11 protein-coding genes are annotated in these 13,082 nt (G+C 31.6%); 8 read left to right on the top strand and 3 right to left on the bottom strand.

What is annotated here, in order from left to right:
- Positions 1–76: 76 nt before the first annotated feature.
- From bshC to RG22_RS04390, 6 genes are all read left to right on the top strand, one after another.
- On the top strand, positions 77–1,675 hold the full coding sequence (gene bshC / locus RG22_RS04415) for a bacillithiol biosynthesis cysteine-adding enzyme BshC (RefSeq protein WP_034041167.1): 1,599 nt from the start codon (positions 77–79) through the stop codon (positions 1,673–1,675).
- 6 nt (positions 1,676–1,681) lie between these two features.
- On the top strand, positions 1,682–3,052 hold the full coding sequence (locus RG22_RS04410; protein WP_034041165.1) for a pyridoxal phosphate-dependent decarboxylase family protein: 1,371 nt from the start codon (positions 1,682–1,684) through the stop codon (positions 3,050–3,052).
- 62 nt (positions 3,053–3,114) lie between these two features.
- Positions 3,115–4,650, top strand: coding sequence for a glutamine-hydrolyzing GMP synthase (gene guaA, locus RG22_RS04405; protein ID WP_034041164.1), 1,536 nt, complete (start codon positions 3,115–3,117; stop codon positions 4,648–4,650).
- A gap of 197 nt (positions 4,651–4,847) precedes the next feature.
- The gene (locus RG22_RS04400; RefSeq protein ID WP_034041162.1) at positions 4,848–6,770 is read left to right on the top strand and encodes a PBP1 and LysM peptidoglycan-binding domain-containing protein; all 1,923 of its coding nucleotides are present in this window, start codon (positions 4,848–4,850) and stop codon (positions 6,768–6,770) included.
- 121 nt (positions 6,771–6,891) lie between these two features.
- Positions 6,892–7,425 carry a DUF922 domain-containing protein gene (locus RG22_RS04395; protein WP_244462114.1) on the top strand — a complete coding sequence of 178 codons (534 nt, stop codon included), beginning with the start codon at positions 6,892–6,894 and terminating at the stop codon, positions 7,423–7,425.
- Positions 7,426–7,502: 77 nt separating this feature from the next.
- The gene (locus RG22_RS04390) at positions 7,503–7,730 is read left to right on the top strand and encodes a DUF3820 family protein (RefSeq protein WP_034041160.1); all 228 of its coding nucleotides are present in this window, start codon (positions 7,503–7,505) and stop codon (positions 7,728–7,730) included.
- A gap of 36 nt (positions 7,731–7,766) precedes the next feature.
- On the opposite strand, the gene RG22_RS04385 is transcribed toward RG22_RS04390, so the two are convergent.
- The 3 genes from RG22_RS04385 to RG22_RS04375 are packed head-to-tail and all read right to left on the bottom strand — an operon-like array spanning position 7,767 to position 8,968.
- Complete coding sequence (locus RG22_RS04385) at positions 7,767–8,021, bottom strand: hypothetical protein (protein WP_034041158.1); 255 nt, start codon at positions 8,019–8,021, stop codon at positions 7,767–7,769.
- Complete coding sequence (locus tag RG22_RS04380; protein ID WP_052143638.1) at positions 8,022–8,411, bottom strand: hypothetical protein; 390 nt, start codon at positions 8,409–8,411, stop codon at positions 8,022–8,024.
- A gap of 11 nt (positions 8,412–8,422) precedes the next feature.
- On the bottom strand, positions 8,423–8,968 hold the full coding sequence (locus RG22_RS04375) for an RNA polymerase sigma factor (RefSeq protein WP_034041156.1): 546 nt from the start codon (positions 8,966–8,968) through the stop codon (positions 8,423–8,425).
- 293 nt (positions 8,969–9,261) lie between these two features.
- On the opposite strand from RG22_RS04375, the gene RG22_RS04370 reads away from it, so the two are divergent.
- Positions 9,262–10,902 (top strand): CTP synthase, encoded by a 1,641-nt coding sequence (locus RG22_RS04370; protein ID WP_034041154.1) that lies wholly within the window; start codon positions 9,262–9,264, stop codon positions 10,900–10,902.
- Positions 10,903–11,037: 135 nt separating this feature from the next.
- Positions 11,038–12,933 carry a membrane protein insertase YidC gene (gene yidC, locus RG22_RS04365; RefSeq protein ID WP_034041152.1) on the top strand — a complete coding sequence of 632 codons (1,896 nt, stop codon included), beginning with the start codon at positions 11,038–11,040 and terminating at the stop codon, positions 12,931–12,933.
- Positions 12,934–13,082: the final 149 nt, after the last annotated feature.

Raw genomic sequence — 13,082 nt, 5'->3', positions numbered from 1 at the left:
AGACAAATGCTTTAACGTATTTTTTAGAATGATAAAAATTGAATAGCTGTATATTTGTATAGCTTTTAAATTAAACATGCAGCAAAATTATATTCCGTTTCGAGATACTGGTTACTTTTCACCACTAATTTGTGATTATTTAGACGAAAAAAATGAATTAAATTCGTCTTATAATCGTTTTCCAAAGCTTGAAAATTTTAAAGACCAAATAGAAGAAAAGCGTCGTTCTGAATTTGTTTCAGAATCTCATCGTATAGTTTTAGCTTCAGTTTTAAAAAAACAATATCAAAATATTCAAGCATCAAAAGGCACACTTCAAAATATTGAATTATTAAAATCAGAGAATACCTTTACAATTACCACAGGACACCAGCTTAATTTATTCACAGGACCTTTATATTTTCTGTATAAAATAATTTCAACAATAAACCTTTCAAAAGTATTAAAAGAAGCATACCCAAAATACAATTTTGTACCTGTGTATTGGATGGCTACCGAGGATCACGATTTCGAAGAAATTAATTATTTCAATTTTGAAGGCAAAAAAGTACAGTGGAATAAGCAATCAAATGGTGCGGTTGGCGAATTATCAACCAACGGATTAGATAAGGTTTTTGAGTTGTTTTCAAAAGAATTAAGCAGCAGTAAAAATGCCGATTATTTAAAGCAGTTATTTGAAGAAGCTTATATAAAACATGATAACTTAACGGATGCCACACGTTTTTTAGCAAACCAATTATTTAAGGATTATGAATTGGTAATTATTGATGCTAATGATGCCGATTTAAAAAAGCAATTTATCCCTTTTATAGAAGATGAATTATTAAATCAAACGTCGTTTACTGAAGTTTCAAAAACCAATATCAAACTTGAAAAAAGTTATAATATTCAGGTTAATCCCAGAGAGATTAATTTATTTTATTTAAAAGAAAATTTACGCGAACGTATTGTTTTTGAAGACAACGTTTACAAAGTAAATAATACAGATATCACGTTTAATAAAGATGAAATTTTAAATGAAGTAAAAAATCATCCAGAACGCTTTTCACCAAATGTGATTATGCGTCCGTTATATCAAGAAGTTATTTTGCCAAATCTATGTTATATTGGCGGGGGAGGTGAGCTAGCTTATTGGTTTCAGTTAAAAGAATTTTTCAATAAAGTAAAAGTACCGTTTCCTATATTATTGTTGCGTAATTCGGTTTTAATTCAAACCGAAAATCAGTATAAGAAACTTGAAAAATTAAATATTTCAAAAACAGACATTTTTTTAAAGCCTAATGCTTTTATAAATAAAAAAGTAAGACAAATTTCTGATATTGAAATTGACTTTTCTCAACAAAAAGAATATCTTAAAAAACAATTTGAAGATTTATATAAATTAGCCGAACAAACAGATAAATCATTTTTAGGAGCAATAAAAGCCCAAGAAACAAAACAATTAAAAGGATTAGATAATCTTGAAAAACGTCTGTTAAAAGCTCAAAAAAAGAAGTTAGCAGACCAAGTTTCTCGAATGACTGATATTCAAAGAGCCTTATTTCCAGGAAGTAGTTTACAAGAACGTAATACAAATTTCTCAGAATTTTATTTAGAATATGGAGAAGAATTAATCCCTAATTTGATTAAAAGTTTACAACCTCTAAAGGGTGATTTTTTAATACTAAACATGTAATATTAAATGCATAAAATAGATATAGAGTTAGTTGAAATGACTATGGATGTTATGAAATATACCATAGATAGAATTTCATCTACAAACCCTAAAATAGGGAAGCCTAAAAAATCTGAAGAATTAAAAGCATTAGTAGGAGAAACCATTACCAGAGAAGGTATAGGTGGCGAGGTTGCTTTTAAAAAATGGAGAAAATACTTAATGAAAAGTAATGTGCCTGTAGATCATCCAAGAAATTTAGCTTTCGTGCCAGCGGCTCCAACACGAGCAGCGATTATGTTCGATTTGGTAACATCGGCATCAAGTATACATGGTGCGTATTGGATGGAAGGTGCTGGTGGTATTTTTTGCGAAAATGAAGCCATGAAATGGATTGTGTCTTTAACCGGTTTGCCTAAAGGTGCATTTGGTGTTTTTACAAGTGGTGGGACTGCTGCAAACTTATCGGCAATTGTTACAGCGCGTGAACACTGGAGAGAGAATGATGCGTTTAAAGGAGAAAAAGGATTAATAATAGCATCCATAGGTGCGCATTCTTCAATAAAAGCTATGGCAAAAGTAGCCGATGTTGACATTTTATTGGTAGATACAGAGGATATAATGTATGGCTCAGAGTTACAAAAAACGATTGATGGTTTAACTGAGCATCAGCGCATGCGTTTATTTGCAGTTGTTGGTACTGGTGGAACAACCAATGCAGGAATTATTGATGATTTAGAAGGTATTGCTTCTATTTGCGAAAAAGAAAATTTATGGTTTCATGTTGATGCTGCTTATGGTGGTGGCGCTTTAGCAGCCGATTCTGTAAGACATTTGTTTAATGGTATTGAAAAAGCAGATAGTATTACAATCGATCCGCATAAATGGATGTTTTCGCCTTACGATTGTGGAGCAGTTATTTATAAAAATCTAGAATTGGCAAAACAAGCACACTCACAACAAGGGTCTTATTTAGATATTTTTAAAGATGAAGGCGCGCATGGTTTCAACCCAACCGACTACCAAATACAATTAACACGTCGTGTTAGAGGTTTGCCTCTGTGGTTTTCATTAGCAACTCATGGGACTGATAGATATAAAGAAGCTATAGAACGTGGTATTGAATTAGCACAAATTGCTGGCAGAATGATTGAAAAAAATCCTCATGTTGAGTTAGTGCGAGAACCAAGTTTATCATGCGTTTTATATAGAAGAATAGGATGGAGTCCAGAAGATTATACGCATTGGACTTACGAAAATCATAGAAAAGGATTCGCTTTAGTAACACCAACAAAATGGAAAAATGGTAATGCTTTTGAAACCGTTTCACGTTTCTGTTTTATTAACCCGGATACTACAGAAAATGACATAGAAATGATTTTAGATTCCATGGTTTAAAAAATGTTAAAAAAAGAGGGATTGGTAATTCGTCAATATAAAATCAATTATTACTTTTGCGCATGCAACACGACAAGGTATTAATTTTAGACTTCGGATCGCAATACACACAACTTATTGCACGTAGAGTTAGAGAACTTAACATATATTCCGAAATACACCCATTCAATAAAATTCCAACAAACGTAGAAGAATACAAAGCCGTAATTCTTTCTGGCAGCCCATTTTCAGTAAGAGGAGAAGCTGCTCTACATCCAGATTTATCTGTGATAAGAGCAAAAAAGCCATTACTTGCTGTTTGTTACGGAGCACAATATCTAGCACACTTTTCTGGGGGAGAAGTAGCGCCATCAAATACAAGAGAGTATGGTCGTGCAAATTTATCATTTATAAAAGATGATGAATTATTCTTCGCAAATATTTCAGAAGGAAGTCAAGTTTGGATGAGTCATAGCGACACCATCAAACAATTGCCAACAAATGCTGTTTTATTGGCGAGTACGAACGATGTTAAAAATGCAGCCTATAAAATTGAAGGCGAACAAACTTATGCTATTCAATTTCATCCAGAGGTGTATCATTCAACCGATGGAAAACAACTTTTAGAGAATTTTTTAGTTGGTATTTCTGGACTCAAACAAGATTGGACACCAGATTCTTTTGTTGAAGAAACTGTTGAAGCTATTCAAGAAAAAGTAGGGAATGATAAAGTGGTTCTAGGACTTTCTGGAGGTGTAGATTCTACCGTAGCTGCAGTTTTATTAAACAAAGCTATTGGTAAAAACCTGTATTGCATTTTCGTGAATAATGGTTTGCTTCGAAAAAATGAGTTCGAAAATGTGTTAAAACAATATGAAGGCATGGGGCTTAACGTAAAAGGCGTTGATGCATCAAAGCGATTTCTTGATGCTTTAGCGGGTATTGAAGATCCAGAGAAAAAACGTAAAGCTATTGGAAACTCTTTTATTGAGGTTTTTGATGATGAAGCGCATAAATTAGAAGATGTAAAATGGTTGGCACAAGGGACTATTTATCCAGATGTTATTGAAAGTGTATCTGCTACTGGTGGACCTTCAGCAACTATAAAAAGTCATCATAATGTTGGTGGTTTGCCAGATTTTATGAAACTTAAAATTGTGGAGCCACTTCGCGCTATTTTTAAAGATGAAGTAAGACGCGTTGGTGCTACTTTAGGTATTGACCCAGAACTTTTAGGCCGTCATCCTTTTCCAGGACCAGGTTTAGGTATTCGAATTTTAGGCGATATTACAGCCGAAAAAGTACGTATTCTTCAAGAGGTTGATGCTATTTTTATAAACGGATTAAAATCTTGGGGCTTATACGATAAAGTTTGGCAAGCAGGTGCCATGTTACTCCCTGTAAACAGTGTTGGTGTTATGGGCGACGAGCGTACATACGAAAAATGTGTAGCACTTAGAGCTGTAGAAAGTACCGATGGTATGACAGCCGATTGGGTAAACTTACCTTACGAGTTTCTTCAAAAAACGTCAAACGATATAATAAATAAAGTAAAAGGCGTTAATAGAGTAGTATACGATATTAGCTCGAAACCACCTGCAACCATTGAGTGGGAATAATTTGGTGACTTGCTAATTAATTGTGTGTCATGATTATATCAATAAAGTTATCTGGTTTATGCAAAATGTTCGTATATAATTAAGTAAGTTAAAAAAGTATTGTCTTTGTATATCATATTCTTTTTGGCATACTATATGTATAATTAAAAGTATTAAGGATATTACAAGTATTATTATCGTAATTAAAAATAGATTACATGAATAGATTTCTTACCGTTTTATGTTTATTATTACTATTTAGTTTTAATACAATTAATGCTCAAAACTTCAGTACGCATCAAGTTAAAAAAGGAGAAACTATTGAAGCTATTGCAAAAAGATATTTTGTAACACCATCAGATATTTACGCATTAAATCCAGATGCCAAAAAGGAGTTAAAACCAAATACGGTTTTAATTATTCCAGTTTCTAAGGCTAAAAAGCCTAAAATGGTTATAGTTAAAGAATTGCAGGGATTTAAAAAGCATAAAACTAGAAGAAAAGAAACCTTATATAGTTTAGCAAAAAGGTACAATGTATCTGAAGATGATATAAAAAAATACAATAAATTTTTATACGCAGATCCGCTTAGAAAAGGTGATAAACTACAAATTCCTATATTTAAAATAACTGAAGAGATTGAAGCAAACCCTACAAAAACTTACGTTGTCCAACCCAAAGAAGGTAAATGGCGTATTGCTTATAAATTTGGAATGTCGGTTAAAGAGCTAGAAGAGCTTAATCCAGAAATGGGGGATGTTTTAAAAGATGGTCAGGAAATAATAGTGCCAAATATTGAAGATGATAAAGAACGGGAAGTTGATGAAAAATATAGCTATTATAAAGTATTACCAAAAGAAGGTTTTTATCGATTAAAGCTTAAATTAGGATTAGAACAAGCAGAATTAGAAGCTTTAAATCCAGAGTTAGCAGAAAGTGGTTTAAAAGTAGGTATGATTTTAAAAATACCTTTTACCGATGCTGTTTCAATTGAAGAATCAAACAATATTAACTTAGCCGATAGCATTGTAGACTTTAATACAAAACGCATTGCCATTATGCTGCCTTTTAGGTTAAATAGAGTTGATTTTGGAACTGTTGATGATACTAAAAAGAGTATTACTAAAGACCCTTATTTAGATGCTTCATTAGATTTTTATTCAGGAGTTTTATTGGCTATCGATTCTTTGAAAACCTTAGGTGTTTCACTTAAAGTAGATGTGTATGATACTAAGAATGAAGTTGGTGAAGTGTCAAAAATAATAGATGAAAATGATTTTGAAACGGTTAATGCTGTAATAGGGCCATTAACCCCAAACACTTTTGAAAAAGCTGCATTAAAATTAAGGAGCTATAATGTACCAGTGGTTTCTCCAATTGGATTGAATTTAAAATTATACGATAATGTATTTCAATCCAGACCACCAAATGATAAATTGAAAAGTACTTTAGTTAATCATGTGAAAGCTGATACTCTGGCGAATAACATAGTTGTTGTTTCAGATTCAAAGCACACTCAAATCTCTAATGATTTAAAAAGAGATTTTAATCATGCAAAACAAATTCATTCAAAAAAAGATAAGGAAGGTGTAGATAAGTTTTTTGTCACTAAGCAAGATATAGAAGATGCTTTAAAACCTGGTAAAAACATTGTGTTTTTAGAAACAAAAGATGATGGTTTTGTTTCTAATGTTACAAGCATTTTAGCTTCATTAATTAAAGAAGAAAACACCAAAACAAATACTCAAGCTATAGAAATAACCTTGGTTACTACCAACATGAATAATGCTTTTACTAGTGATGGTGTTTCTAACGAGCATCTATCAAAATTACAATTTCTTTATGCAACCACATCTAAATCGTATAACGAAACCGATAATAACGCTTTTGTAAAACGTTATGAAAAACTTTATAATACAACACCAAATAGTGCAGCAGTTAAGGGCTTTGATTTGACTATGGATGTTGTATTACGTATAGTGTCTTCAGCAGATCTATACATGTCTGTTAATAACGCACCACTAACTGAATATGTAGAAAACAAGTTTGCATACAAAAAAAAACTTTTTGGTGGTTATTATAATGATACAGTGTATTTAGTAAAATATCAAAATTTAACAATCGTTGAGGTAAAACAATAAGCTTTAAAGCGAAACGTTTTAGTTTTACATCATTGCGAAGGAGGCACGACTGCGGCAATCTCATAAAAGAATTGTAAGTAGCCAAATACTCTAATTGTTATTTTTAATCTTCATTTTTTCTGTGATAAAATTATTATTTGTTTTATGTTTTTTTGTTTGTGTTCAAGACGAACCTGCAATGTCTTGGAATGAATCTTACAAACTATCTTGGGCAGATTTTAAAGGGGAACCAAATTATAAAGTAAGTGCCGTTGCTATTACAGCTTCTGGTATTTCATTTGGGTTTTCGGTAAGAGAAACAGATTCAAAAGTTATAAGCTTTACAACTGAGGTGTTTTGTCATTTTTATCCAGAACAATCGTGGTATAAACCCAATGTTGCAGATAATCATGTTTTAGGTCACGAACAATTGCATTTTAATATTACCGAACTACATGTGCGTAAATTTAGGCAACGAATTAGCCAGCTTAAAATATCAAATACTATTAAGAATGAATTACGGCAACTTAATAAATCAATTAACGAAGAGCTGTCTGTAATGCAAGATAAATATGATGCTGAAACTAATTATTCAAGACATTTTGAAAACCAAGCAAAATGGAAAACCTATATTGCGGAAGAACTAGAAAAGTTTTCAAAATATAAATCAAACTAGACATTGCGAATCAGGGATGGAAGCCTATATTGCGCGCAGTTGAAATATGGTAATCTGTTTAAAGTATGACTAGTAATATGACTCCAGATAAAGATTTTTTAATAAAACTGGCACATACCAAAATGCCTTTTGGTAAATATAAAGACCGTTACTTAATCGATTTGCCAGAATACTATATTGTCTGGTATAATAATAAAGGCTTCCCTAAAGGTAAATTAGGTGATATGCTTAAACAGGTTTATGAACTTAAATTAAATGGACTTGAAGATTTAATTAGGAATATTAAGCAAAAGTATCCTAGATAAGTGTCTTAGGTTATTAATTAGTTGCGTATTTAATAATTAATCAGCTAAAGTATCACAATAGAATCCTATTTTCTTAATTTGGGTAATTAAATCTTCCTCTTCCAAATTGTAATTAACCTCAATTTTTAAAACATTATCTATATCTTCAATATCTATTGACCATTTTATAATCCTAGAATGATTGTTTAAAAAAGGTTCTATAATTTTAACTTTTTCACTAGTCTTAATATCAGTTTTTAATATTAAAAGCTTTGTATGCAACGTATTATTTTGGTAAAAGAAATTAATCATTTAAATATCTTCTTTGTTTATACGCTCTAAATATTCTTCGTAAGCTTTATTGCCTTCCTCTTTCCAGAAACTGTCATAATGTTTCCATTTAGAAAATTCTCTTTTACCACCTTCATTACAATAATGTTTTGATTTTTTAGATGAATTACCATCGCCACCAAAATTACAACCACCAAGCAATATTTTAAAGAGTATAAAAATACCAGCGGCTTCCCAAAACGTAAGGGTTGTAAGCCCAAATATCATAGGCATCAACCAATTCCATAACCACATTATTATAAAACCAAATAGTATGGCTAACCCAGTTATAAAAATACCTCCAAAAATTATCATTCCTATAATTTCTCCAGGAGATTTACCGCGAAATTTATGTTTAAAGTAATTTGACATGTTTGTTTGTTTTAATTAATAATTTCTTTTTTATGTTTCAATTTTTTGTACAAAAGCGAAATAGCTCTGTGGCGTCTAGACATTAAAGTGCCTATTGGAATACCTGTTTCTTTTTCAATCTCTTTGTAAGTATAACCTTCAAAATCAATAGCTATAATAATATTTTTATAGTCTGGTTTTAAGCCTAAAATAGCTGATTTCAGTGCTTCTTTCATTTGCTCAGGATATGAATTATCTGCAGATTCATAAATAATTGATGCAAATTCTATTAGCTTATTTTCATTTTGGGTGTCATAATCAACTCTATTTTTCTTTGATGTTCTCATGACGTCAATAACCTTATTTTTTAGTGCTCTGTAAACAAAACTTGCCACATTGTTTATAGGAGAATATCTATCAGCACCAGTAAACAGTTTTAAAGCTACATCTTGAATAATGTCCTCCGCATCTCTGTTAATACTAGCCTTAATATTTGAGCTTACATAAGTTTTAAGAGATGTGTATTCCTCATTAAAAAACGCATTAAGCTTTTTATTGTTTTCTGATTGATGATTCATTTAAAAGACTCTTTTTAAAGGCTCTTCTATTATAAAGACGCAATTTTTTTAATCTATTGCATTTTTTTTTACTTTATTTTAAAGTAAGACGATTAAGAATTAGAAATGTGTCAAGAAAGTTTTAAATAAAATTATAGATAAATGTTTTAAACTTCAAGATATTATTATATCTATAGATTTTATAGGAATTGATAGGCTATAAGATTGCCAATTTTTAAACGACTTTTTTGTTAATAAGAATAACTAAATAACTATTTAAATTTTGTAAATTTGCCTGCGTTTATAAGCGCAACATGACAACTACAACAAAATACATATTCGTAACCGGTGGTGTTACATCTTCTCTAGGAAAAGGCATAATTGCTGCATCTTTGGCTAAACTATTACAAGCACAAGGATATAGAGTAACTATTCAAAAATTAGATCCATACATTAACGTAGATCCAGGAACATTAAATCCTTATGAGCACGGAGAATGCTACGTAACCGAAGATGGTGCAGAAACTGATTTAGATTTAGGGCATTACGAGCGTTTTTTAAACGTACCTACAAGTCAAGCTAATAATGTTACTACAGGTCGTATTTACCAGAGTGTTATTGAAAAAGAACGCAGAGGTGAATTTTTAGGTAAAACCGTACAAGTTGTACCCCATATTACAGACGAGATAAAACATCGTGTACAGCTTTTAGGGAATTCTGGCGATTACGATATTGTTATTACCGAAATTGGAGGAACCGTTGGAGATATTGAATCCTTGCCATACATAGAAGCAGTAAGACAATTACGTTGGGATTTAGGCGATAATAATGGTTTAGTTATACATTTAACTTTAGTACCATACCTCTCAGCTGCGGGCGAATTAAAAACAAAACCCACACAGCATAGTGTAAAAACATTGATGGAAAGTGGAGTGCAAGCAGATATTTTAGTTTGTAGAACAGAGCATGAATTACCTGAAGATTTGCGTAAAAAATTAGCGTTATTTTGTAATGTTCGTGAAGAAGCTGTAATTCAATCTATTGATGCATCTACTATTTACGATGTACCTAACTTAATGTTAGAACAAGGTTTAGATAAAGTAGTGCTTAAAAAATTAGCATTAAAAAGCACAACACCAGATATAACTAGATGGAATCAATTTTTAACACGTCATAAAAATCCAAAATCAGAAATAACCATTGGTTTAATAGGCAAATATGTTGAGTTACAAGATTCGTATAAATCTATTTTAGAAGCTTTTATTCATGCAGGTGCGGAAAATGAAGTAAAAGTGAATGTAGAGTCTGTTCATTCAGAATATATAAATTGCGATAACGCTAAATTAAAACTGTCGCATTTAGATGGCGTTTTAGTAGCTCCAGGTTTTGGAGAACGTGGTATTGAAGGTAAAATTGATGCTGTTAAATATGTGCGTGAAAATAACGTGCCATTTTTTGGTATTTGTTTAGGGATGCAAATGGCAGTAATTGAATTTGCGCGAAATGTTTTAAACATAGTGGATGCCGATTCTACAGAGATGAGTGCTACTACAAAAAATCCTGTAATAGATTTAATGGAAGAACAAAAAACCATTACAGATAAAGGAGGAACCATGCGTTTAGGAGCTTGGGATTGTGAGTTAAAAATGGGAAGCAAAGTTCGAGATATTTATAAATCTGAGACTATTAGTGAGCGTCACAGACACCGTTACGAGTTTAATAGTAATTACAAAGAACAATTGGAAGCTGCAGGTATGTTTGCAACGGGTTTAAATCCAAAAACAGGTTTAGTAGAAATTGTTGAAATACCTGAGCACCCATGGTTTGTTGGTGTACAATATCATCCAGAATATAAGAGTACAGTTGCAAATCCGCACCCATTGTTCGTGGCATTTGTAAAGGCAGCATTAAACAATCATAAAAGAAAAAAGGGTGTCAGTATGGCACAAAATTAAAGTTGGATAGCTTATTGATTAATCAATTGCTGTTGTAATATTGTTTATTATAAAATTAAGCTTGTCATAATTGGGTAAAGCAAAATATCTTATTTTGAGATTTTGCATTTTAATCAGAATGACACAAATTAAAATATGGAAGAAAAAAAACTAGACATTAATTCGATAATAGGTTTCGTGCTTATTTTTGGAATAATGATGTTTTGGCTTTGGCAAAACCAACCAACACCAGAAGAATTAGAAGCTCAAGAAAAAGCAAAACAAGAACAAGTTGAAGCTGAAAAGAAGGCTGAAATACCAGAAGAAGCTAAGGTAACTACTGTCCAAGATTATAGTGTGCCAACAGTTTCAGATTCTTTAAAATTAATCAATCTACAAAATAAATTAGGAGCTTTTGCTTATTCAGCAGCCAATGCATCAGATAAAGAAACTGTTGTAGAAAGCGATTTATTAGCTTTGAAATTCAATAATAAAGGAGGGTATCTGTCAGAAGTTAAATTAAAGAAATTTGTAGATTTCGATTCAGTTCCTATCTATTTGATAAAAGATAATAATGCCGCTTTCAATATCAATTTCGGTACGCTAGATAGTAGAACACTAAATACTAAAGATTTGTATTTCGAGCCATCTGTAGCAAAAAATGGAGAGATTACAGTAGTTTCAATGAAGCTTAAAGTATCAGATTCTAAATTTTTAGAATATCGTTATGAGATTAAAGAAGGCGATTACATGATGGATTTTACCATCCGTTCTCAAGGTTTAAGCGATGTTATTAATAGTTCTCAAGCTGTAAATTTAGATTGGAATTTAAAAACCTACCGTCATGCAAAAAGTATTTCTTACGAGAATAGATATACCGAGGTTGTTTTTGAGTATGAAGATGGTAAAGATGATTATCTAGGGCAACAAGAAAGTACCGAAGATATCGCAGAAGATGTAAGTTATGTAGCATTTAAACAGCATTTCTTTACATCCATATTATTAGCCGATGCGCCTTTTAAAACAGGGAGATTTTTATCTCAAAATTTAGTTCAAGACGAAGAGATTGATACTGTATATACTAAAGCTTTTACTACTACATTACCTTTAGAACTAGCTGGTGGTGAAATAAACAAGACCATGGATTGGTATTATGGTCCAAGTGACTATAAAGTATTAAATAGTTACAATAGAAATTTAGATGAAATTGTACCGTTAGGTTGGGGAATTTTTGGATGGATTAACCGTTACCTTTTTATTCCTTTATTTGGGTTTTTAGGAGGCTTTTTACCTTACGGGATTGCTATTATTGTGATGACAATATTGATAAAGCTGATTATGTCTTTTGTGCAATACAAGCAGTTTTTGTCACAGGCAAAACTTAAAATTTTAAAGCCAGAGTTAGATGAGATTCGCGAAAAACATAAAAATAATAAAGCAAAAGCACAACAAGAAACTTTAGCATTACAAACAAAAGCAGGTGCGAGCCCAATGGCAGGTTGTATGCCAGCACTAATACAATTACCTGTATTTTATGCGTTGTTTCAATTTTTTCCATCGGCTTTCGATTTGCGTCAAAAAAGCTTCCTTTGGGTAAAAGATTTATCATCTTATGATACCATTGCAGAATTACCATTCCATATTCCATTTTATGGAGACCATGTTAGTTTATTTCCAATATTGGCATCTATAGCTATTTTCTTTTATATGCGTTTAACAACAGGCCAACAAATGGCATCGCAACCAACACAAGAAGGGATGCCAGATATGGGTAAAATGATGAAGTATATGATGTACTTCTCACCAATAATGATGCTGTTTTTCTTTAATAACTACGCATCAGGTTTAAGTTTATACTACTTCATTTCTAACTTAATTAGTATCGGAATTATATTAGTGATTAAGAATTATATTCTTGACGAAGATAAAATTCATGCACAAATTCAAGAGAATAAAAAGAAGCCTAAAAAGCAAGGTCGTTTTCAGAAAAAAATGGCTGAAATGATGGAACAGGCTGAAAAACAAAAACAAGCGCAACAAAAACGTAAGTAATATAAATAATTGGTGTTCGCTAATCTGAACTCGCCTGTGCTGAATTTATTTCAGTATTTCAGATTCACATTAAAAACTTTAAAAGCTGTCAAATTAAATGTTTGGCAGCTTTTTTGTAATATACATTTTGATAATATTTTTCGTTAGTA

This window comes from Wocania ichthyoenteri Th78 (assembly GCF_000789235.1).
GTDB lineage: Bacteria > Bacteroidota > Bacteroidia > Flavobacteriales > Flavobacteriaceae > Wocania_A > Wocania_A ichthyoenteri.
The sequence above is the reverse complement of the archived record's forward strand: the minus strand, read 5'-3'. Positions and strand labels throughout refer to the sequence as shown.